The following is a 22,913-nucleotide window of genomic DNA, read 5'->3' on the forward strand; positions in this document are numbered from 1 at the left end:
TGGCGGGTGACACGGGAGGTGACACGGGCGGCCGGCTCGCGAAACGCCCACACGCGGCGCTTCCAACGCACGCGGCATCTGCATTATTGTTCCGGTAGCATCCACGTTCTTCACGCCCGTTTCTTTTGTTTCCCGTTCGCCGCCGATGTCCGCCCCCGATTCGCACGCCTCGCTGTCCCGCCCCGCCGTCGCCAAGTCGTGGCGCGGCCGCCTCGAACTCGGCTTCGAGCGGCACGGTGCGCGCACGACGCTCGCGCACCGGCTGCACGACGGCCCGCTGCGCGTGCAGCGGCCGCTGTACCCGGAAGGCGATGCGATCTGCCACGCAGTGATCGTTCACCCGCCGGGCGGCGTCGCGGGCGGCGACCGGCTCGACATCGACATCGCGCTCGGCGACGGCACGCACGCGGTGCTGACGACACCCGGCGCGACCAAGTGGTACAAGTCGAACGGCCTCGATGCGACGCAGCGCATCGGCATCGCGGTCGGCGCGCACGCGAAGCTCGACTGGCTGCCGCAGAACAACCTGTTCTTCGACGCGGCGCACGCGTCGCTCGACTTCACGGTGACGCTCGGCGCCGGCGCGAGCGCGATCGGCTGGGACGCGACGCAACTCGGCCGGCAGGCGGCGGGCGAAACCTGGTCGAAGGGACGCATCGCGTCGACGTCGGCGCTCGTCGATGCCGACGGCCGGCCGCTGTGGACCGAGCGCGCGCTGCTCGACGCGCGCGACCCACTGCGCGGCGCGCTGCAGGGCCTCGCCGGCTTTCCCGCCTACGGCACGCTGTGGGCGGCCGGCGCCGCGTGCGACGCCGCGCTCGCCGAATCGCTTGCCGCGCGCATGCCGTTCGACGACACGCTGCGCGCGGGCGCCACCTGCGTGACGCCCGGCGTCGTGCTGGTGCGCGCGCTCGCGACGTCGATGGAAGCGCTGCAGCGCCACTTCACTGAATGCTGGCTGCACCTGCGGCCGATCGTGCACGGCGTCGACGCGCGACCGCTGCGCCTCTGGCAAACCTGAACGCGCAGGCATCACGCACCGTTTCGGCGCAGCATCGCGACACACAGTGCACGCCCTGCATGCATCACGCACCACGAACGCGCATCGCACCACCGCGATGCACATGGCACGCACCTTGCTCCTTACATAGTCGATACACGACGCACGCAAAGTAGCGCGGTGCTACGATGGTCCGCGCGCCTGCCCAGTCGCGTGCGCACCGATAAAAATTACGTTTTCCTGAACGTCTGCCTTCATGAAACTGACTCCCCGCGAAAAGGACAAGCTGCTGATCTTCACGGCGGCGCTGCTCGCCGAACGCCGCCGCGCGCGCGGCCTGAAGCTCAACTATCCGGAGGCGGTCGCCTTCATCACCGCGGCGCTGATGGAAGCCGCGCGCGACGGCAAGACGGTGGCCGAGGTGATGCACTACGGCACGACGCTGCTCACGCGCGACGACGTGATGGACGGCGTGCCGGAAATGATTCCCGACATCCAGGTCGAAGCGACCTTCCCCGACGGCACGAAGCTCGTGACCGTCCACCACCCGATTCCGTGAGGCCCCGCATGATCCCCGGCGAAATCCTCACCGACGACGGCGAACACGAACTGAACGCGGGCCGCGCGACGCTGACGCTCGTCGTCGCGAACACCGGCGATCGCCCGGTGCAGGTCGGCTCGCACTACCACTTCTTCGAAGTCAACGACGCGCTGTCGTTCGACCGCGCGGCCGCGCGCGGCTTCCGGCTCAACATCGCGGCCGGCACGGCCGTGCGCTTCGAGCCGGGCCAGACGCGCACCGTCGAGCTCGTCGCGCTCGCGGGCGAGCGCGCCGTCTACGGTTTTCAGGGCAAGGTGATGGGGCCGCTGTAAGCCGCGCCCCGCTCTTCAGGAACAGCACATGACACTACGCTTGAGCCGCCGCGCGTACGCGGAAATGTTCGGGCCGACGACGGGCGACCGCGTCCGGCTCGCCGATACCGAACTGCTGATCGAGATCGAACGCGACTTCACCACTTACGGCGAGGAAGTGAAATTCGGCGGCGGGAAAGTGATCCGCGACGGGATGGGCCAGTCGCAGCGCGTGGCCGCCGACGTGCCCGATACCGTCATCACGAATGCGGTGATCCTCGATCACTGGGGCATCGTGAAGGCCGATATCGCGATCAAGCACGGCCGCATCGCGGCGATCGGCAAGGCCGGCAACCCCGACATTCAACCGGGCGTGACGATCGCGATCGGCGCCGCCACCGAAGTGATCGCCGGCGAAGGGCTGATCGTGACGGCGGGCGGCATCGACACGCACATCCACTTCATCAGCCCGCAGCAGATCGACGAAGCGCTCGCGTCGGGCGTCACGACGATGCTCGGCGGCGGCACGGGGCCGGCCACCGGCACCAACGCGACGACCTGCACGCCGGGTCCGTGGCACATGGAGCGGATGCTGCAGGCGGCCGACGGCTGGCCGATCAATCTCGGATTCCTCGGCAAGGGCAATGCAAGCCTGCCGCAGCCGCTCGTCGAGCAGATCGCGGCCGGCGCAATCGGCCTGAAGCTGCACGAGGACTGGGGCACGACGCCCGCCGCGATCGACAACTGCCTGTCGGTCGCCGACGACACCGACACGCAGGTCGCGATCCACACCGACACGCTGAACGAAGCCGGCTTCGTCGAATCGACGGTCGCCGCGTTCAAGGGCCGCACGATCCACACGTACCACACCGAAGGCGCGGGCGGCGGCCATGCGCCCGACATCCTGAAGGTGTGCGGCGAGGCGAACGTGCTGCCGTCGTCGACCAATCCGACGCGCCCGTACACGATCAACACGCTCGACGAGCATCTCGACATGCTGATGGTGTGCCATCACCTCGATCCATCGATCGCCGAGGATCTCGCGTTCGCCGAATCGCGCATTCGCCGCGAGACGATCGCGGCCGAGGACATCCTGCACGATCTCGGCGCGCTGTCGATGCTGTCGTCCGATTCGCAGGCGATGGGCCGCGTCGGCGAAGTGATCATCCGCACGTGGCAGACCGCGCACAAGATGAAGGTGCAACGCGGCGCGCTGCCGGAAGACGGCGCGCGCAACGACAACTTCCGCGCGAAGCGCTACGTCGCGAAGTACACGATCAACCCGGCGCTCACGCACGGCATCGCGCACGAAGTCGGCTCGATCGAGCCGGGCAAGTGGGCCGACCTCGTGCTGTGGGAACCCGCGTTCTTCGGGATCAAGCCGTCGATGATCCTGAAGGGCGGGATGATCGCGGTCGCGCAGATGGGCGACCCGAACGCGTCGATCCCGACGCCGCAGCCGGTTCACTATCGCGAGATGTTCGCGACGCGCGGCGGGGCGCTCGCGCGCACGTCGCTGACCTTCGTGTCGCAGATGGCGGCCGATGCGGGCATCGCGGAGCGCTACGGCCTCGCGAAGCGGATCGTGCCGGTGCGCAACTGCCGCAACGTGACGAAGGCCGACATGATCCACAACGCATGGCGCCCGTCGATCAGCGTCGATCCGGAAACCTACGACGTGATCGCCGACGGCCAGTTGCTCACCTGCGAACCGGCGACGGTGCTGCCGATGGCGCAGCGCTATTTCCTGTTCTGATTCGGGATCCTTTGTTTCATGCGTACCCTCGACAAACGCATTGCCCCGAACGTGAAGCTCGCCGCGTCGCTCGTCGCGCGCGCGCCAACGCTCACGCTCGCCTATGACGCCCGCTGCAAGAGCCGCCTCGCGGCGACGCTCGACACCGGCGAGGACGTCGCGGTCCTGCTGCCGCGCGGCACCGTGCTGCGCGACGGCGACGTGCTCGTCGCCGACGACGGCGCGCTCGTGCGCATCGCAGCTGCCCCCGAAACCGTGCTGCTCGTGCGCGCGGCCGACCCGCTCACGCTGATGCGCGCCGCGTACCATCTCGGCAACCGCCACACGCCGGTCGAGATCGGCGACGGCTACCTGAAGCTCGAAGCCGATCCGGTGCTCGCGGACATGCTGCGCCGGCTCGACACGCAGGTCGACGAAGCACGCGCGCCGTTCCAGCCGGAAGCCGGCGCGTACGGCGGCGGCCACAAGCACGGGCACGACGCGACGTTCGCCGAAGACTACGCGCTCGCGCAGCAGGTGTTCGGCGAACACCACGGCCACTCGCATTCGCACGATCACGATCACGATCATCAGCATGGTCCCGGCTGCACGCACGGCCACCACGGTCATGACCACCACTGAACTCGTCGCGCTGCTGCACCTCGCGTCGCCCGCTTTGCCGATCGGCGCATACAGCTATTCGCAGGGCCTCGAAGCCGCGCTCGACGCGAACCTGATCCGCGACGCCGATTCCGCGCGCGACTGGATCGCCAGCGGCCTGACCGACGTGCTCGCGCACGGCGAGTTGCCGTTCCTCGCGCATCAGCTTGCCCGCTGGCAGACGCACGACACGCACGCGCTCGTCGCCGAAAACGCCTGGTTCGTCGCAAGCCGCGAATCGGCCGAACTGCGCCGCGAAACCGAACAGATGGGCTGGTCGCTCGCGCAGTTGTGCGCATCGCTCGAATGGGGCGACGCCGCACGCCGCGCGACGCTCGCGTCGCTGTCGCCGGTCGCGCTGCCGACCGCGTTCGCGTACGCGGCCGCCGCTCACGACGCCGGCGCCGACGCGACGCTCGCCGCGTACGCGTTCGGCTGGGTCGAGAACCAGACGTCCGCCGCGCTGAAGGCCGTGCCGCTCGGCCAGCTCGCCGGGCAACGCATCCTCGTCGCGCTGCGCGGCGCGATCGACGCCGCCGTGCGCCGCGCGCTCGCGACGCCGCCCGACGCCGTCAACACGTTCGCGCCGCAGCTCGGCATCCTGTCCGCGCGGCACGAAACCCAGTATTCGCGGTTGTTCCGCTCCTGAACTTGATCCACGCCATGAACGCACCTGCCCCCTCCTCCGCCCGCCGCACGAAGAAACTGCCGCCGCTGCGCGTCGGCATCGGCGGCCCCGTCGGCTCCGGCAAGACCACGCTGCTCGAAATGCTGTGCAAGGCGATGCGCGACCGGTACGACCTCGTCGCGATCACGAACGACATCTATACGAAGGAAGACCAGCGGCTGCTGACGGTCGCGGGCGCGCTGCCCGAGGAACGCATCATGGGCGTCGAGACGGGCGGCTGCCCGCACACGGCGATCCGGGAAGATGCGTCGATCAACCTCGAAGCCGTCGACCGGATGCTCGCGCGCTTTCCCGATGCCGACATCGTGTTCATCGAGTCGGGCGGCGACAATCTCGCGGCGACCTTCAGCCCCGAGCTGTCGGACCTGACGATCTACGTGATCGACGTCGCCGGCGGCGAGAAGATTCCGCGCAAGGGCGGCCCCGGCATCACGAAGTCCGACCTGCTCGTGATCAACAAGACCGACCTCGCGCCGCTGGTCGGCGCGAACCTCGACGTGATGGCGTCCGACACGAAGAAGATGCGCGGCGAGCGGCCTTACGTGATGACGAACCTGAAGGCGCTCGACGGCGTCGCGGACGTGATCGCGTTCATCGAGAAGAAGGGCTTGCTGACGGTGTGAGCGGCGTGGCGGCGGCTCACGTCGCCGCCACGTGTGCTCGGGCGGCCTTGCGCCGCCCTTCGTCTATTCGTCTTCGGAAGCAGCGCCCTGCCCGCCCGGTAACGCACGCGCGCCGGCTTCGCCGGGCGGCAGCAGCGCGGCGAGCACGTCGACCGTGCGCGCGGTCGCGCCGCGGTGACGCGACGCGAAAGCCGCGCCGGCCGCGCCCATCGCGATGCGCCGCGCCTTGTCGGCGAACAGCGCGTCGAGCACGTGCGCGAGATCGAGCGGATCCTCGACCTGCATCGCAGCACCTGCCGCGACCGCGTCCGCAGTCGCCTGCGTGAAGTTGAACACGTGCGGCCCGATCAGCACCGGCACGCCGACCGCGCATGCTTCGATCAGGTTCTGTCCGCCGAGCGGCAGCAGGCTGCCGCCGATGAACGCGATGTCGGCCGCCGCGTAGTACGCGCCGAGCTCGCCCATCGAATCGCCGAGCAGCACCGTCACGTCGTCCGGCAGCGGTTCGGCGGCCGGACGGCCCGCCGCGAGCGCGGCCGCATCGGCGGCCCAGACGGAGCGCCGCACGCACTTGAGCCCGCTGCGCGCGACGAGCGCCTCGACTTCGGCGAAGCGCTGCGGATGACGCGGCACGAGCACCAGCAGCGCGCCGGGCGTGCGCATTTCCGCGAACGCCTGCAGCACCAGCGCTTCTTCGTTCTCGCGCGTGCTGGCGGCCACCCACACCGGCCGCGCGCCGATCGCATCGCGCCACGCATGGCCGCGCGCCGCGAGTTCCGGCGGCGTCGTCATGTCGAACTTCAGGTTGCCGAGCACGGTCACGTTGCGTGCGCCGAGCGACGTCAGCCGCTCCGCATCGGCCGGGCTCTGCGCGAGCACGCGCGAGAAGCCGCCGAACACGTCGCGCGTCGCCGCGCCGAACTTCGCCGCGCGCCGGAACGAACGCGCGGACATCCGCGCATTGGTCAGCACGAGCGGCACGTCCGCGCGGCGGCACTCGTCGATCAGAGTCGGCCACACCTCGGTTTCCATCACGAGGCCGAGCGTCGGCCGCCATGCGCGCAGGAAGCGCCGCACCGCGCCCGGCATGTCGTACGGCAGGTAGCAGCGCAGCACGCGATCGCCGAAGATCTGTTCGCCCGTCGCGCGGCCGCTCGGCGTCATGTGGGTAAGCAGGATGCGCGCATCGGGGCGCGCGTGCATCAGCGCATCGATCAACGGCTGCGCGGCGCGCGTCTCGCCGACCGACACCGCATGCACCCAGATCAGCGGCGCACGGTCGTCGCGCGAGCGTCCCGCGACGTGGCCGAAGCGCTCGCCGATATGCTCGCGATAGCCGCGCTCCTTGCGCGAACGCACGTAGAGCCGGATGACCGCGGCCGGCGCGACGAGCCACCACAGCGCGCGATAGATCGCCCTCAGCATGCGGCCGCCTGCGGGTTGCGTCGAAGCAGGGGCGCGCTCAAACCAGCGCCCTGCCCGTCAGGCGTTCGAGAATGCCGAGCGGCGCGCACTCGCGGCGCACCATCGCGTCGACCGGCAGGAAGAAGGTCTGCTCGAGCATGAACTGGCCGGACATCACAGCGTGCGAAGTCTGATCGGAGAAACATATCCACACGCTGCCCGGCGGAAACGGCATCGTTTGCTGTGGACACGTCTTCTGGTAGTCGAGATCGGCCTTCATCCCGTCGTGCAGGTTCAGCATCAGGTGGTCGTACGCGCTGCGCGGCGATTTCGTCACGTGCAGCAGGTTCAGCAGCCACGCCGAGCCCGGAAACTGCGGCCGGATCTTCGGCAGGAAGCGCTTCGCGACGTCCTCGAACGGCTCGCCGACACGCCACACGCGCGGCACGCCGGCCGGGTTCACGTTCGTGAACACGCGCAGGATGCGCTCGCCGTAGTTCGGCCGCGACGGGAACGCGTCGACGTGCAGCCGGCTGTCGTCCTTGCGCCACGACGTCTGGCGCGTCTCGACCTGCATCAGCCGCAGGCTCGTCGGCGCGACGCGCAGCTTGCCGCGATATTCGGGAAAGAGGCCGTCGACGAGCGTGCCGGCCTGCTGCTGGAAGCGCGCGACGAGCGCGCGCACGGCCGACTGCGTGACGCTGTCGCCGAGCACGCCGGCGAGCGCGCCGCCGTTCGGCGCGAGGCTGATGTTCTTGCGTTTCGGATCGGCGAGCGCCGGATCGAGCAGCGCTTCCTCGCCGCCTTCGATCGCGAAGCGCAGGTGCGGGAAATACAGCACCTTGCCTTCCTCGACCGCGGCCAGCAACTGCTCGCGCGGCGCCGACAGGTTGTGTCCGCTCCAGTCGGCGGACGAGACTTCGATGATCTGGGATTCGCTCATGATCGGTTCGCGTGTGGACAGCATTACAGGAGACCGAAGCCCGCGAGCGCCGACTTCACCTGCGCGATCGACGGGGGCTGCCCCGCCGTGCCGAGATTGACGACGTTCGGCGACCAGTAGCCGCCGGTCCGCCAGGCCGTCGAGAAATTGTACAGTTCGACCGTCGGACGCTTCAGCGCGGCCGCGATGTGAACCAGACCTGTATCAACCCCGACCGTCGCGGCCGCGCCGTCGATCAGCCCGACCACGGCCGGCAGCGACAGCTTCGGCGGCACGATCGCCGCCGCGCCGAATTCCTTCGCGAGCCGCTCGCTGGTCGCGCGTTCCGCATCGTTGCCCCACGGCAGCACGAGCGACGCGCCGCGCCGTACGAGCGCCTGGCCGAGCTCGATCCATGCGGCGTCCGGCCACTGCTTGTCGGCGCGCGACGTCGCGTGGACGAACACGACGTACGGCACCGGCAGGTTCAGGCCGAGCGCGGCCACCGCGAGCGCCGCCGCACGCGTGTCGAGGCCGAACTCGACTGGATCGGCCGGGGTCGGCGCCGGGTCGTCCAGCGCGGCCGCGACGAGCTGCCGCGAGCGCTCGACGACGTGTGTGCGCGGCGCGATCGGCACGCGCTTGCGATAGAAGAAGCGCACCGGCCATTCATAGCCGGCGCCGTCGGTACGGTTGCCGAGCCCGACGAGCGGGCCGCGCGCCCAGCTCGCGACCCACGCCGTCTTGATGAGGCCCTGGCAGTCGATCACGAGGTCGTACTGCTCGGCCGCGAGGCGCCGGCGGAACGCACGGATCTCGCGCCACGTCGCGCCCGAGAACGGCTTCTTGCGCCAGCGGCGCAGCGAGAACGGCAGCACGTTGCGCACGCCGTCGACGAGCCGCACGAGGTCGACGAAGCTTTCCTCGACGAGCCAGTCGATCTGCGCATCGGTGTGGCGGCGCCGGATATCGGCGATCACCGGCATGTTGTGCACGACGTCGCCCAGCGACGACACGCGCACGATCAGGATCTTTTGCACGCTGAAAAAACGCCGGCTGGCAGCCGGCGACAGACATAAAGGGGGGATTTTATCCCGGCCGGCGGGCCGGACAGACAAAAAGCGGCCGCGCGCCTGGGGCGCGCGCCGCTTTTCGGGAGAAGCACGGCCGAGAAACGAGCCGTCGTACGGGCGGCCCACCGGCCGCCGGCGCTCAGAACGGCAGCTTGACGTCCGGCTTCGCGGCCGTCAGCACGCGGCGGAAGTCTTCCTGGATGCGCTCGAGCCCTTCCTGCGTCTCGGCTTCGAAGCGCATCACGACGACCGGCGTCGTGTTCGACGAACGCGCGAGGCCGAAGCCGTCCGGGTATTCGACACGCAGGCCGTCGATCGTCACGACTTCGTCGGCGCCGTCGAACTTCGCCTCTTTCTGCAGCTTGTCGATCAGGCGGAAATTCTCGCCTTCGTCGAGCCAGAGCTGCAGTTCCGGGGTGCTCATCGCGTCCGGCAGGCTGTTGAGCAGCGCGCTCGGATCGGCCGTCTTCGCGAGGATCTCGAGCAGCCGTGCGCCGGTGTACAGGCCGTCGTCGAAGCCGTACCAGCGATCCTTGAAGAACACGTGGCCGCTCATTTCCCCGGCGAGCGGCGCACCCGTCTCCCGCAGCTTCGCCTTCACGAGCGAGTGGCCCGTCTTCCACATCAGCGGCTCGCCGCCCTTCGACTTCACCCACTGCGCGAGGTGGCGCGTGCACTTCACGTCGTAGATGATCTGGGCGCCCGGGTTGCGCGACAGCACTTCTTCCGCGAACAGCATCAGCTGGCGGTCCGGATAGATGATCTGGCCGTCCTTCGTGACGACGCCCAGGCGGTCGCCGTCGCCGTCGAACGCGAAGCCGAGCTCCGCATCGGTGTCCTTCAGCGCCTGGATCACGTCCTGCAGGTTTTCCGGGTGCGCGGGATCGGGGTGGTGGTTCGGGAACGTGCCGTCGATGTCGGTGAAGCGCTCGACGAGTTCGCAGCCGAGCGCCTTGAACAGGCGCGTCGCGAGCGGGCCCGCGACGCCGTTGCCGGCGTCGACCACGAGCTTCAGCGGCCGCGCGAGCTTCACGTCGCCGACGATGCGCGCGATGTACTGGTCGGCGACGTCGATTTCCTCATACGTGCCGCTGCCCGTCTCGAACCGCTCGTCGACGATGCGGCGGTACAGCGCCTGGATCTGCTCGCCGTAGATCGCGGCGCCGCGCAGCACCATCTTGAAGCCGTTGTAGTCGGGCGGGTTGTGGCTGCCCGTGACGACGATGCACGAATCGACGCGGCGCTCGCCGCCCTTCAGCGCCAGCGGCACGTTCGCAGCGAAATAACCGACCGGCGTCGGCACCATGCCGACATCGACGACGTCGACACCGGCCGCACGCAGGCCGTCGGCCAGCGCGCCGACCAGCTCCGGCCCGGACAGGCGGCCGTCGCGCGCGACGACGACCGCATCGCCGCCCTGCGCACGCACTTCGCTGCCGAATGCCCGGCCGATTCCGCGCGCGGTGTCGACGTCGAGGGTCTTGCCGACCACGCCACGAATGTCATATGCCTTGAAGATGGATTGGGAGATCATCGATTCTCTTCTCTCTCAGTTGCGTGCATGGAAAATTGTCTGGCTTGCGCGGGTGCCGCTTGCGGGTGCCGCGCATGATACAGGCCTGCCGGCGGAACACGGTGCGCAACGGCTGGCGCGGCCGCGATCCCACTTATAATCGCGGGTTTTGATGACGCGCATATCGCCCATTTTAATGCCTAGCCGTCCCGCCGCCGCCCACCCGCCGCTTCCGGCCGCCCTCTGCGCGCGCCGCCGCTGCCGCGCATGCTGAAGCGCTTCGGCAACCCGGACGTCGCGAAGGCCGTCGCGAACCTCGTCTGGCTGGGGCTCGAACGGCTCACGCAGATCGGCGTCGCGATCGCGATCAGCGGCCTGCTGGCCCGTTATTTCGGGCCAGATGTGTTCGGCAAATGGCAGTATGCGAATACGCTTCTCCTGGTACTGGCGCCGCTCACCTGGGTGTGCGGCGCGGAAATTCTGGTTCCGACCATCGTCCAGCGCCCGCCCGCCCAGCTCGGCGCGGTGCTCGGCAGCGCGTTCGTGCTGCGCATCGCCGTGTCGGTCGCCGCGCTCGTCGCGACCTGGATCGCGATCGCCGCAGGCGCCTTCGACCCGCTGGTCGGCGCGATGCTCGCGGGCCTGGCGGTCACGATGGTGTTTCGCGAGCCGTTCGTCGGCGTGATCAACGCGTGGCTGCAGAGCATGACCTACAGCAAGCCGCAGCTCGTCACCAGCATGGTCACCGCGCTCGCCAAGGCGCTGCTCGTCTGGCTGCTGGTCCGCGCGGCCGCCGGCCCTGCCCGCTTCGCGTGGCTGTGGGCGCTGGAAGCCGCCGCGATCGGCTTCGCGCTGCTGCTGTACTACCGCCATCGTAACGGCGGTGCGCTCGGCTGGACGTTCGACACGCCGCTGTTCCGGCACTTTGCGACGGCCGGCACCGTGTTCTGGCTCGGCCTCATCTGCATGTACCTGTTCCTGAAGCTCGATCGCCTGATGCTCGAGCGTCACGTGTCGTTCGCCGATCTCGGCCGCTATTCGGCCGCGCAGCAGCTCAACGAGAACTGGATCACGCTCGCGCTGATGCTCGCGCAGACGATCGCGCCCGCCTTCGTCTACCGCGTGCAGGACGTCGCACGGCTGCGCCGCAACATCGTCCGGCTGATCGCGATGACGGCCTGCCTCATGACGGCCGGCGCGCTCGTGCTCGACGCCGCCGCCCCGCTGATCGTCGGCAAGGTGTTCGGCCGCGGCTACGAGGCGTCGGTCGACATCTTCCGCTGGGCCGTCTGGCTGTCCGTGCCGGCCGGCATCGAGGCGATAGGCAATCTTATCGTTCTCAAATATCAAGCAAAATTCGTGTTGCTGACGAAATGGCTGCTCGCGCTGGCGATCGCCGCGCTCGTCAACCTGTTCGCGATCCCGCGGCTCGGCCTGTACGGCGCGCTCGTCGGGCTGGCGGCCGGCTACCTGGCTGCTGCCGCCGTCAACTTTTATTACATCCGTTTCAAGCTGCAAACATGACGTCCCCTGATTGCCCGCCCCCGCTCGACGACGTGGCCGTGCTGATGCCGGCCTACAACGGGCACGACGACGTCGTCCGGACTCTCGCGTCGTTTCGCGAGGATGCGCCCGCCGTGCACGTGCTGATCGTCGACGACGGCAGCACGCCGCCGATCGTCGCGCCCGACCTGCCGGGCCTGTCGATCGACGTGCTGCGCATGCCGCAGAACGGCGGCATCGAACGCGCGCTGGCGGCCGGCATCGACGCGCTCGCGGCGCGCGGGTTCCGCTACGCAGCCCGCATCGACGCGGGCGATCTCGCCGCGCCGCAGCGCCTCGCGAAGCAGCGCGCCTATCTCGGCGCCCACCCGCGCGTGGCCTGCGTCGGCATGTGGACGCAGGTCGTGTCGCGCGCCGGCGAGCCGCGCTTCATGCTGACGCCGCCCGCCGATCCGCGCACGCTGCGCCGCACCCGCTTCCTGCGCTCGCCGCTCGTGCATCCGTCGGTCATGTTGCGCATCGACGCCGTGCGCGAAGTGGGCAACTATCGTGCGAAGTACCGCGCGGCCGAGGATCTCGATCTTTTTTTACGGTTAATGCAACGCTACGATTGCGCGAACCTGCCGGAACTCGGCCTGTATTACGAGCTTAACGAGGGCGGGATCAGTGCGACCAAACGCCGGCGCCAGCTGGTATCGACGCTCACGCTGCTGCTGCGCCACTTCAACGTGCTGAACCCGTACGACTGGGCCGGCCTCGCCAAGAACCTGCTGCATTTCGTGACGCCGTACCGTACGCTGCAGCGCATCAAGCAGACGCTGTTCGCCGCGCGGCCGTCCGCCTGACGCGCATCCGGCCCGTTCGGCAATTTCGACGCTTTATTTTTTCTTTTTTTCATGTCCGCCACCTCCCCGCTGCGCATCGCGCTCGTCTGCAACACGGCCTGGGCGATCCATACGTATCGCCACGGGCTGATCCGTGCGCTCGTCGCGCGCGGCGCCGAGGTCATCGTGATCGCGCCGCATGACCGCACGGTGCCGTTGCTCGAGCAGATGGGCTGCCGCTACGTGGCGCTCGCGGTCGCGTCGAAAGGCACGAGCCCGCGCGAGGATCTCGGCACGCTCGCCGCGCTGGTGCGCCACTACCGCGCGCTGCGGCCCGATCTCGTGTTCCATTACACGATCAAGCCGAACATCTACGGCTCGGTGGCCGCGTGGCTCGCGCGCGTGCCGTCGATCGCGGTGACGACGGGCCTCGGCTACGTGTTCATCCAGAAGAGCCGCGCGGCAAGCGTCGCGAAGCGCCTGTACCGGTTCGCGTTCCGCTTCCCGCGGGAAGTGTGGTTCCTGAACCGCGACGACCTCGCGACCTTCACCGACGAGCGGTTGCTCGCGCATCCCGACCGCGCGCGGCTGCTGCACGGCGAAGGCGTCGATCTCGAACAGTTCTCGCCCGTGCCGCTGCCGGCCGGCGCAGCGCCCGTCTTCATCCTGATCGGCCGGCTGCTGTGGGACAAGGGCGTGCGCGAATACGTGGAGGCCGCGCGTCGCGTGCGCGAGCGCTTCCCGAACGCGCGCTTCCAGCTGCTCGGGCCGCTCGGCGTCGACAATCCGAGCGCGATCGGTCGCGCGGATGTCGACGCGTGGGTCGACGAAGGCATCGTCGAGTATCTCGGCGAAGCGCACGACGTGCGCCCGCACATCGCGGCGGCCGATTGCGTCGTGCTGCCGTCGTACCGCGAAGGCGTGCCGCGCACGCTGATGGAAGCATCGGCGATGGGCCGCCCGATCGTCGCGACCGACGTGCCGGGCTGCCGCGACGTCGTCGCCGACGGCGAAACGGGCTTCCTGTGCCGCGTACGGGACAGCGCGAGCCTCGCGGAGCAATTGCTCCGCATGATCGAACTCGGGACGGGCGGACGTGAAACGATGGGCACACGCGGCCGACAGAAAGTCGCGGCGGAATTCGACGAGCAGCAGGTCGTCGAACGTTACCGACAGACCATTCATTCGTTGACGGGCATCACACTTTGAAGGAGCGCACCAGCAATGACCGCTAAAGGCACCATCCTCGTCACCGGCGGGGCCGGCTATATCGGCTCGCATACGGCCGTCGAACTGCTCGACAACGGCTACGACGTCGTGATCGTCGACAACCTCGTCAACAGCAAGGCCGAGTCCGTGCGCCGCATCGAGCGGATCACGGGCAAGACGCCCGCGTTCCACCAGGTCGACGTGTGTGACGAAGCCGCGCTCGCGAAGGTGTTCGACGCGCACCCGATCACCGGCACGATTCACTTCGCGGCGCTCAAGGCCGTCGGCGAATCGGTCGCGAAGCCGCTCGAGTACTACCAGAACAACATCGGCGGCCTGCTCGCCGTGCTCAAGGTCATGCGCGAGCGCAACGTCAGGCAGTTCGTGTTCAGTTCGTCCGCGACCGTGTACGGCGTGCCCGAGCGCTCGCCGATCGACGAATCGTTCCCGCTGTCCGCGACGAACCCGTACGGTCAGTCGAAGCTGATCGCCGAACAGATCCTGCGCGATCTCGAGGTGTCCGACCCGTCGTGGCGGATCGCAACGCTGCGCTACTTCAACCCGGTCGGCGCGCACGCGAGCGGGCTGATCGGCGAGGATCCGGCCGGCATTCCGAACAACCTGATGCCGTACGTCGCGCAGGTCGCGGTCGGCAAGCTGGAAAAGCTGCGTGTGTTCGGCTCCGACTACCCGACGCCGGACGGCACCGGCGTGCGCGACTACATCCACGTCGTCGATCTCGCGAAGGGGCACATCGCCGCGCTCGACGCGCTCGCGAAGCGCGACGCGAGCTTCGTCGTGAACCTCGGCACCGGGCAAGGCTACAGCGTGCTGGAAGTCGTGCGCGCGTTCGAGAAGGCGTCGGGTCGCCCGGTGCCGTACGAACTCGTCGCGCGCCGCCCGGGCGACATCGCCGAGTGCTATGCGAACCCGCAGGCCGCGGCCGACATCATCGGCTGGCGTGCAACGCTCGGCATCGAAGAAATGTGTGCCGACCACTGGCGATGGCAGGAGGGGAACCCACGCGGTTTTGTATAATCCGCTGTCCATTTTCCGAGCGATCCCATGCTCAGCTTCGCGTCCGGCTTCATCGTCTCCTTGCTCGTCACGCTGTTCATCGTGCGCTACGCGCACCTTCACGAGAAATTCTCGATCGACAGCGACCTGGCCGGCGTGCAGAAATTCCACGTGCGGCCCGTGCCGCGCGTCGGGGGCATCGGGATCCTCGCCGGGGTCGTGGTTGCCGCGCTGGTGCTGTCCCGGCGCTATCCGACGATCTCCGGCAGCATTCTCGGCATCGTCGCCTGCGGGTTGCCGGCATTCCTGTCCGGCCTCGTCGAAGACCTGACCAAACGCGTGTCGCCGCGCGCGCGGCTGCTCTGCACGATGGGCGCGGCCGCGCTGGCATTCTGGCTGATGGGCATCGCGGTCAAGCGCATCAGCGTGCCGCCGCTCGATTTCCTGCTCGGCTACGTGGCCATCTCGGCGTTCATCACGGTGCTCGCGGTTGCGGCGCTGGCGAACGCGATCAACATCATCGACGGCTTCAACGGGCTCGCATCGATGGTCAGCTTCATGATGTTCGCGTCGCTCGCGTATGTCGCGTTCCACGTCAACGACCCGGTCGTGATGTCCGCGTCGATCATCATGATGGGCGCCGTGCTCGGCTTCTTCCTGTGGAATTTCCCGGCCGGGCTGATCTTCCTCGGCGACGGCGGCGCGTATTTCATCGGCTTCATGCTCGCGGAGCTCGCGATCCTGCTCGTGATGCGCAACCGCGAGGTGTCCGCGTGGTACCCCGTGCTGCTGTTCATGTATCCGATCTTCGAGACCTGCTTCTCGATTTATCGGAAGAAATTCATCCGCGGGATGTCGCCGGGGATTCCGGACGGCGTGCATCTGCATATGCTCGTGTACAAGCGGTTGATGAGATGGGCCGTCGGCACGAAACACGCGCACGATCTGACGCGGCGCAATTCGCTGACGTCGCCGTATCTGTGGCTGCTGTGCCTCGTCGCAGTGATACCGGCGACGCTGTTCTGGCGGCATACCGTGCATCTGTTCGTTTTTGTCGTGCTGTTCGCGCTGACGTATGTCTGGCTTTATCTCAGCATCGTGCGGTTCAAGGCGCCGCGGTGGATGGTGGTGCGCAAGCATCGGCGCAGCCACTGAGCGATACGCCGGCTTCCGGATAAAGAAATAGCGCCCCGCGGGGCGCTATTTTCATATGTCGTCGAGCCGTTCGGGTCTCGACCGGGCCGCGTCACCCGTTCGACGCAACGCGCACCGGCGGTACGCTCTGCAAGGTCGGGGCAACGGCCGTCTGGTATTCCGGCACCCAGCGCCGCAGGTCGCGCCGCACTTCGTCGTCGGACAGCACACGATGCTGCATCAGCCACGGCAACAGTTCGTCAAGCAAATTGTCCGGCACTTCGCGCGCCCGTGCGATCCGCAATTTCGGGTGCGGCGTGCGCGTCGTCGCCTCGTCGTCCGCGAGCAGTTCCTCGTAGAGCTTCTCGCCCGGCCGCAGCCCGGTGAACTCGATGCGGATCTGTTCTTCCGAGAAACCGTACAGACGGATCAGGTCGCACGCGAGATCGACGATCTTCACCGGCTCGCCCATGTCGAGAATGAAGATCTCGCCGCCCTGCCCCATGCTCGACGCCTGCAGCACGAGCTGCGACGCCTCCGGAATCGTCATGAAGAAACGCGTGATTTCCGGGTGCGTGACCGTCACCGGGCCGCCCTTCGCGATCTGCTGCTGGAACTTCGGAATCACGCTGCCCGCACTGCCGAGCACGTTGCCGAAGCGCACCGTCTCGAACTGCGTGCGCCCGCTCGTCTGCTGCAACGCCTGGCACGCCATTTCGGCGAGGCGCTTGCTCGCGCCCATCACGTTGGTCGGATTGACGGCCTTGTCGGTCGAGATCAGCACGAAGTGACGCACGTCGTGGCGAATCGCCGCGCGGGCCACGCGATAAGTGCCGAGCACGTTGTTGCGCAGCGCCTGCCACGCGTTGTGCTCCTCCATCAGCGGCACGTGCTTGTAGGCGGCCGCATGGAACACGATGTGCGGCGCATGACGCGACATCACCTGGTCGAGCAGCAGCGAATCCTTCGCATCGCCGATGATCGGCACCACGGGCAGATCGGGGAAGCGCTCGCGCAGTTCCTCGGTCAGCCGGTACATCGCGTATTCGGACAGGTCGAACGCGACCAGTTGCGCCGGTGCGAAGCGCAGGATCTGCCGGCACAGCTCGGAGCCGATCGAGCCGCCCGCGCCGGTCACCATCACGACGCGGCCGCGCAGCAGCGCCTCGACGTGCGGCGTGTCGATCGTCACGGCATCGCGGCCAAGCAGATCCTCGAGATCGATGCTCCGTACCTGCGACAGGAAGCCCTGCCCCGGCATCAGCGCGGTCAGCGAAGGCAGCACCATCGCCTTGACACCGGCCCGCACGCACAGCGTCGCGACGCGACGCTGCACCTCGACCGACGCCGACGGAATCGCGATGATCGCGTATTCGACCTTCATCGCATCGGTCCAGTGCTTCAGGTCGTTGAACGAGCCGAGCACCTTGTAGCCGTAGATTTCGCGGCCCTGCTTCGTGACGTCGTCGTCGAGCAGGCCGACGAGGCGCCATTCGCCGGAACGCGACAGTTCGCGCGCGAGGCTCGCGCCGGCCGTGCCGGCGCCGAGCACCAGCACCGGCTTGCCTTTGCCGACGAGCCCGCCGTACAGGTAGTACTCCTTCGTCGCGCGGTACAGCGCACGCGCGCCGCCCATCGCCAGGAACAGCATCAACGGCGACACGAGCAGCACCGAGCGCGGAATGATCGGCTGCGGCTGGAACATCACGGCGCCGATCATCACGATCACGCCGCCGCCGACCACCGCCTTCGCGATGCGCATCAGATCGGGCAGGCTCGCGAACACCCACAGCCCGCGATACAGGCCGAACCCGCGGAACATCAGTGCGTAGACGGGCAGCACCCACGTCAACGCCGTCAGCGCGCCGCTCAGGAAATCATGCGGAACGCTGCCGTTGAATCGGACGAGATAAGCGAACAACCATGCGGCGGTAACCGCCGTCAGGTCGAACAGGAAAGCACTCAGGGACAGCCAAGATGCTCTGGATCGCAACATCGGCGGGAAACCTCAAGAATTGTTTTTGGCGGCCGCTTGAAACCGGTGCCAGCGCATGTCGATCAACCATCCGAACCACGCCAGGACGCCGTACCACGCGAGGAACGACAGCCATTGCTGCAGTTCGGGGCGGCGCTTTGCCCACACGGCCAGAATTATGCCTGCGAGCATGATGAGGTACCAATAAAGGGCTGTTCGGCCGTGACTGACGCCCGACCGGACCATTCTTTGATAATAATGCTCGCGGTGCGCCTGCCAGAACTTTTCTCCACGTAACAGACGTCTCAAAAGTGTTACAGATGCATCGGCAATAAAGGGCGCGAACACCATCGCGGGAAACCAGATCGGCCAGACATCGGTACGCCAGCCCCAGTAGCCCAGCGCACCGGCCAGGAAGCCCAGCGGAATCGAGCCGGCGTCGCCGAGGAACAGTCTCGCCGGATGGAAATTGAGCAGAAGAAAGCCGAGCGCCGCGCCGGCAACCGCAGCGCCTGCCACGACGAGATCAGCGGAAGCATGCATACCACCAAGCGCCGCGAGCGCGTACCCGCCGAAGCCGAACAGCGCCATGCCACCCGCAAGACCGTCGGCGCCGTCCATGAAGTTGTACAGGTTCGTCAGCCAGACCATTGCGAAGCCGACGCCCGCGAGCAGCCACCAGGGCGCATCGGCCGGGAACACGACGATCAGCGCGACGACTGCCGCGAGGTGTGCCGAGAACCGCACACGGGCCGGCAGCCCGCGCCGGTCGTCGATCTGCGACATCGCAGCCAGCCCCGCAGCAGCGATCGCGATCAGCCACAGTCGCGGCGCCAGCGTGAGCAGTGCAACGACACAGACCGGCACGATGCCCCATCCGCCGACGCGCGGAGTCGGCAGCGTATGGAGCGAACGATCGTTCGGAACGTCGGTGGCAAGACGCCAGGCCAACCCCGTGGCGAGCAGTACGCGGAGAATCGTCGTCGAGGCGAATGCGGCGGCCAGAGCCACCGCGGCCGTGGTGAGCCAGGTGGGATTCGCGAGAAGCATGTGGCTTTTATTTTCGTGTATCGCGCGAACGATACCATGCGGCGGTCGCTTCGAGGCCCTGGCGGATCGTATAGGGCGGATGCCAGTCGAGCACGCGCCTGATCCGACCGGTATCGAGTTGCAGGCTGCCCGTCAGGCGGTCGATAGCCGCACTGCGACCGGTCAGCTTTCCGAGCACACGCAACAGCGCCGGCGGCACCGCGATCAGCCGCGCTGGCCTGCCGAGCGCGTCGCCGACGAGGCGCAGCAGGCCTGCGACCGTCGGCGCGTCGTCGGCGACATGAAAGCATTCGCCGGCGGCGCGCGGGTCGATTGCGCAACGCAGCAGCGCATCGGCGAGATTGTCGACGTAGACGATGCTGCGGCGCGCTGAAACTGCGCCGAGCGGCAACGGCATCCCGCGCGCGACCGCGTCCATCATCCGCAGGAAGTTCGCGCGGACGGCGGGACCGTAGACGAGCGGCGGACGAACGACGACGACGTCGAGCCCGGCCGACGCGCCGAATTGCGCGAGTTGCCGTTCCGCACGCAGCTTCGAACGGCCGTATGCGTCCTGCGGATCGGGTTCGAACGCTTCCGACAGCGGCATCCCGCCGTCGCCCTCCCCGACCGCCTTGATGCTGCTCGCGAACACGATGCGGCGCACGCCGTGATGGCGCGCGGCCTCGGCGAGACGCAGCGTGCCGGCTACGTTGGTGGCATCGAACGCGGCATCGGGATCGGGCGACTCGTCCCGCATCACGTGCACGCGCGCGGCGAGATGGATCACGCAATCGGCGGCCACATCGGTTGGCCACGCTTCATCCAGGGCATTGAAATCGGCGGTGTCGTGTACCCATTCGCGCACGCCGTCAATGCAGCCGCCCGGACGCCGCACCAGGGCGGTAACCGTGTGCCCGGCCTCGAGCGCGCAGCGGCAGACTACCCGACCGACGAAGCCGTTCGCGCCGGTGACGACGAGGTGACTCACCAGAGCCTCCAGCCGAAGCGGTTGTAGAACTTGAAGGCCGATGCCGCGAACATGCGGATGTGCGCGAAGCCCTTGCGGGACGCCCCACCACCGTGATGGACCACGCGCACCGAGGGGACATACGCGACACGGGCGACCTCGTGCGTGCGCAGGCTCAGGTCGTAGTCCTCGAAGTAGAGGAAATAGCGCGGATCGAAGCCACCGAGTTTCTTCAGGACTTCGGTGCGGAACAGCATGAAGCAGCCGCTGACGATGGGGGGATCCCAGGCGACGTCGCGGTCGTTGATGACGTCGCGCATTTCGTAGCGGGCGAGGCGGCGTTCGAATGGCCCTCGGAAAGATATGGGCAGGAATCCCCGAACAAACAGGTCGAGCAGTGTCGGGGAGCGTCTACAGAGGTACTGCATATGCCCACGTTCATCCGCAATTCGTGGCGTGACAAGGCCGACGTCGGCATGAGCATCGAAGAAATCGAGTGTCGCCGCGAGTGAATCCGAGTCGAGGTCGATATCCGGATTCAAGACCAGATGATAGCAACTCGCCACCTGCTCAATAGCGAGGTTATGGCCGCGGCCATATCCTACGTTGCCATGCCCCTCGATGACGGCACAGCTGATATTGCGCGAACGCATTGTATCGAGCACTGGCGACGACGTCGGCGCATCGCCGTTGTCGACGAGATACAGTGCCGTCTGCAAGCCCGGACGGGCAGCTCCGAGCCGCTCGAATGCGTTGAGCAAACTCAGGAGCGTCTTCGTCAATTGCCCCACATCCGGCCTGTAGACAACGATCGACACCGTCAGAGAGTTCGGTTTGGATTGAAGCACCGGGATAAGCCTGCAAACGAAAATTTTTTGATGTGACGAGCCAGCCTGTGCCCCGCTACGCGTCAGGATCGCGACGACAATCGACGATACAGCGCTTTCATGTTACGCCTCCATCCCGCTTGCCCCGACAATAACGATCGCATGAACGGGATCCGGACAAGCAACTTTCGCGCGGTCTGCCGCGAAATATGAATGACGGCCTGCTGCCGCGCCTGCTCCTCGCCCATTGCCACGACTTCGAACGGGCTAAGCGTCACGCGCATCGTACGTTGCCGCTCCAGCGCATCGTTATAAGCTTCATGCAATTTCGCCTGCCTGGCGAGCGCGACCTTGCTCGACATCGGCACCCTATAACGTGACGTGACCCGCAGAACCGACGTGAAATCCGTTGCACAGGAATAACGGACCCAAAGCACCCAGTCCTCGAGTTGATCGAGATCCTCGTCGAATCCGCCGAATTCGTCGTACAGGCTACGATGAAATAAAACCGCCTGAATAGGGACGAGATTTTCCTGCCAAAGCGCTAGGCGCGAATATTCGCGATACTTCAACGAAATCGGCCCCTCTCGATACGTCACTGACTCCGCAGTCAACGTCACGAATTCTGTCGGCACTTCATGCGATGCACCGTAGACGGCCCGACTCGTACCGTCTCTGGCAACCTGCATCAGTGTTTCGACATGATCTGCATAGAACTGATCGTCGTCATCGAGGAATCCGACCCATTCTCCACGCGCGATCGACAACCCGAGGTTTCCGGCCGAACTCCTGCCCACAGGCACGCCGGTCGCGTGGTAACGAACATCGAGACGATTGGCAAACTCGTTGTCGATCATGTCGCGACTGTCTGCCGGCCCGTCCTCGATGACGACGACCTCAATGCGCGGATAGGTCTGATGCGACAGCGATATCAGCGCTTCGCGCAGAAGCGCCGGGCGGCGATGCGTTCGCACGATAATTGAAACAAGTGGCACGGCATCTGCACTGAGCTCATCGGTGGCAAACGCGAAGAATGCACCTTCGCGCCGATCACCGTAACCCCAGAAACGAAACACCGGGCAAAAATCCCGCTCTCGATAGCTTGACCCCGTGCGCCTGAAATAGGCCGCCGTTTTCAAGTATCGAACGAGCGCCGACAGATGACGGCGCCTTGCAAAAGGGAACCGTCGCGGACGCGCAAATTCCGCGAACCAACACCCGAACCCTCGCATCACATCGCTCCAAGACCCGAAGCGGGTACGAAGCTGCAGCGACGCCACGCTCCCCCCAACGATCTGGAGCGGCTTGACTTCCCCCGGTTTCGAATACGTATGGTGCACGACGATTGCACGCGGCACATAGCACAACGTCCATCCCTCGGCCCGCAGTCGCCATGACAGATCGACGTCTTCACCGTACATGAAAATTCGAGGCTCGAATCCTGCAACCTGAGCAAATGCCGCTCGCCTGAATACGACTGCTGCTCCCGTCACCCAGTCCGTCCGGAGCGTGACGGGATCGTAGAGCTTGGGATGCTCGTACGGAATCTGCCTCAATTCCCACGCACCGACATTGTCAGGAGAATCGGCGATCGCAGCCTGCAACTGCGCGATCGCGTTCGAATGTAAGCGCGCGTCCGGATTCAAGACGAAGAAAAATGGCGAATCCGCCAATTCGAACGTCGCATTGTGCGCGGCACCAAAACCCACGTTCTTCGACGAATGCGACATCGATATTTCGAACGGGTACCGAGCGCGGCAGTCGCGCGCAAACCGGTCCCACCGGTCGGTGTCGGCCGAGTCATTGTTGCGAAGCCACAGGCGGACTTCGGCATCGACGCGCGACGTCTGAGCGGCGAGACTATCCAGCAAGTCAGTTATGGTTGCGTCCGCCTCGCGATACACCACGACAGATATGTCAAACCGCATTTCTCATCCTGCCTTCGCGACCAATGA

Annotated in this window: 21 protein-coding genes; 12 read left to right on the plus strand and 9 right to left on the minus strand. The window is 66.9% G+C overall.

Going from position 1 to position 22,913, the window contains the following annotated elements; all coding sequences use genetic code 11:
• Positions 1 to 145 precede the first annotated feature (145 nt).
• From HWW87_RS11885 to ureG, 7 genes are all read left to right on the plus strand, one after another.
• Positions 146 to 1,021: an urease accessory protein UreD gene (locus HWW87_RS11885; RefSeq protein WP_175820391.1), complete on the plus strand. Its 876-nt coding sequence runs from the start codon at positions 146 to 148 to the stop codon at positions 1,019 to 1,021.
• A 235-nt stretch (positions 1,022 to 1,256) separates the two neighbouring features.
• On the plus strand, positions 1,257 to 1,559 hold the full coding sequence (gene ureA / locus HWW87_RS11890) for an urease subunit gamma (protein WP_006406310.1): 303 nt from the start codon (positions 1,257 to 1,259) through the stop codon (positions 1,557 to 1,559).
• Positions 1,560 to 1,567: 8 nt separating this feature from the next.
• Positions 1,568 to 1,873, plus strand: a complete 306-nt coding sequence (locus tag HWW87_RS11895; RefSeq protein WP_043181642.1) for an urease subunit beta — start codon at positions 1,568 to 1,570, stop codon at positions 1,871 to 1,873.
• A gap of 28 nt (positions 1,874 to 1,901) precedes the next feature.
• The gene (gene ureC / locus HWW87_RS11900; protein ID WP_175820392.1) at positions 1,902 to 3,608 is read left to right on the plus strand and encodes an urease subunit alpha; all 1,707 of its coding nucleotides are present in this window, start codon (positions 1,902 to 1,904) and stop codon (positions 3,606 to 3,608) included.
• A gap of 18 nt (positions 3,609 to 3,626) precedes the next feature.
• Complete coding sequence (gene ureE / locus HWW87_RS11905; protein ID WP_175820393.1) at positions 3,627 to 4,229, plus strand: urease accessory protein UreE; 603 nt, start codon at positions 3,627 to 3,629, stop codon at positions 4,227 to 4,229.
• Complete coding sequence (locus HWW87_RS11910) at positions 4,216 to 4,896, plus strand: urease accessory UreF family protein (RefSeq protein WP_175820394.1); 681 nt, start codon at positions 4,216 to 4,218, stop codon at positions 4,894 to 4,896. Before ureE ends, HWW87_RS11910 begins: the two co-directional genes overlap by 14 nt.
• A gap of 14 nt (positions 4,897 to 4,910) precedes the next feature.
• A complete protein-coding gene (ureG, locus tag HWW87_RS11915; protein ID WP_089499740.1) occupies positions 4,911 to 5,558 on the plus strand; it encodes an urease accessory protein UreG in 648 nt (215 codons plus the stop codon).
• 63 nt (positions 5,559 to 5,621) lie between these two features.
• Here the strand turns inward: ureG and waaA are convergent, their stop codons facing one another.
• The 4 genes from waaA to HWW87_RS11935 form a co-directional block, all read right to left on the minus strand.
• Positions 5,622 to 6,983: a lipid IV(A) 3-deoxy-D-manno-octulosonic acid transferase gene (gene waaA / locus HWW87_RS11920; RefSeq protein WP_175820395.1), complete on the minus strand. Its 1,362-nt coding sequence runs from the start codon at positions 6,981 to 6,983 to the stop codon at positions 5,622 to 5,624.
• A 37-nt stretch (positions 6,984 to 7,020) separates the two neighbouring features.
• A complete protein-coding gene (locus HWW87_RS11925) occupies positions 7,021 to 7,905 on the minus strand; it encodes a Kdo hydroxylase family protein (protein WP_059499857.1) in 885 nt (294 codons plus the stop codon).
• A gap of 23 nt (positions 7,906 to 7,928) precedes the next feature.
• Positions 7,929 to 8,924, minus strand: a complete 996-nt coding sequence (gene waaC, locus HWW87_RS11930; protein ID WP_175820396.1) for a lipopolysaccharide heptosyltransferase I — start codon at positions 8,922 to 8,924, stop codon at positions 7,929 to 7,931.
• Positions 8,925 to 9,096: 172 nt separating this feature from the next.
• Positions 9,097 to 10,491 (minus strand): phosphomannomutase/phosphoglucomutase, encoded by a 1,395-nt coding sequence (locus tag HWW87_RS11935; RefSeq protein ID WP_175820397.1) that lies wholly within the window; start codon positions 10,489 to 10,491, stop codon positions 9,097 to 9,099.
• Positions 10,492 to 10,737: 246 nt separating this feature from the next.
• On the opposite strand from HWW87_RS11935, the gene HWW87_RS11940 reads away from it, so the two are divergent.
• From HWW87_RS11940 to HWW87_RS11960, 5 genes are read left to right on the plus strand one after another with little or no spacing between them, the layout of a single operon-like run.
• Positions 10,738 to 11,994: an oligosaccharide flippase family protein gene (locus HWW87_RS11940; protein WP_175820398.1), complete on the plus strand. Its 1,257-nt coding sequence runs from the start codon at positions 10,738 to 10,740 to the stop codon at positions 11,992 to 11,994.
• The gene (locus HWW87_RS11945) at positions 11,991 to 12,818 is read left to right on the plus strand and encodes a glycosyltransferase (RefSeq protein WP_175820399.1); all 828 of its coding nucleotides are present in this window, start codon (positions 11,991 to 11,993) and stop codon (positions 12,816 to 12,818) included. Before HWW87_RS11940 ends, HWW87_RS11945 begins: the two co-directional genes overlap by 4 nt.
• 51 nt (positions 12,819 to 12,869) lie before the next feature.
• Positions 12,870 to 14,006 carry a glycosyltransferase family 4 protein gene (locus HWW87_RS11950; protein WP_175820400.1) on the plus strand — a complete coding sequence of 379 codons (1,137 nt, stop codon included), beginning with the start codon at positions 12,870 to 12,872 and terminating at the stop codon, positions 14,004 to 14,006.
• 15 nt (positions 14,007 to 14,021) lie between these two features.
• Positions 14,022 to 15,044: a UDP-glucose 4-epimerase GalE gene (galE, locus tag HWW87_RS11955; protein ID WP_027783730.1), complete on the plus strand. Its 1,023-nt coding sequence runs from the start codon at positions 14,022 to 14,024 to the stop codon at positions 15,042 to 15,044.
• Between the two features lie 27 nt (positions 15,045 to 15,071).
• The gene (locus HWW87_RS11960) at positions 15,072 to 16,178 is read left to right on the plus strand and encodes a glycosyltransferase (protein ID WP_175820401.1); all 1,107 of its coding nucleotides are present in this window, start codon (positions 15,072 to 15,074) and stop codon (positions 16,176 to 16,178) included.
• A gap of 91 nt (positions 16,179 to 16,269) precedes the next feature.
• On the opposite strand, the gene HWW87_RS11965 is transcribed toward HWW87_RS11960, so the two are convergent.
• The 5 genes from HWW87_RS11965 to HWW87_RS11985 all read right to left on the minus strand — a co-directional run bounded on the left by HWW87_RS11965 (position 16,270) and on the right by HWW87_RS11985 (position 22,886).
• Entirely contained in the window at positions 16,270 to 18,153 is a 1,884-nt protein-coding gene (locus HWW87_RS11965) for a nucleoside-diphosphate sugar epimerase/dehydratase (protein WP_175820402.1), read from the minus strand.
• Between the two features lie 12 nt (positions 18,154 to 18,165).
• On the minus strand, positions 18,166 to 19,182 hold the full coding sequence (locus tag HWW87_RS11970; RefSeq protein WP_175820403.1) for a glycosyltransferase family 4 protein: 1,017 nt from the start codon (positions 19,180 to 19,182) through the stop codon (positions 18,166 to 18,168).
• A 7-nt stretch (positions 19,183 to 19,189) separates the two neighbouring features.
• A complete protein-coding gene (locus HWW87_RS11975) occupies positions 19,190 to 20,152 on the minus strand; it encodes an SDR family oxidoreductase (RefSeq protein ID WP_175820404.1) in 963 nt (320 codons plus the stop codon).
• A complete protein-coding gene (locus HWW87_RS11980) occupies positions 20,149 to 20,979 on the minus strand; it encodes a glycosyltransferase family 2 protein (protein ID WP_244107183.1) in 831 nt (276 codons plus the stop codon). Before HWW87_RS11980 ends, HWW87_RS11975 begins: the two co-directional genes overlap by 4 nt.
• 62 nt (positions 20,980 to 21,041) lie before the next feature.
• Entirely contained in the window at positions 21,042 to 22,886 is a 1,845-nt protein-coding gene (locus HWW87_RS11985; protein WP_175820405.1) for a glycosyltransferase, read from the minus strand.
• Positions 22,887 to 22,913 lie beyond the last annotated feature (27 nt).

The organism is Burkholderia sp. BCC0419, assembly GCF_902830285.1.
In the GTDB taxonomy this organism is placed as follows: Bacteria; Pseudomonadota; Gammaproteobacteria; order Burkholderiales; family Burkholderiaceae; genus Burkholderia.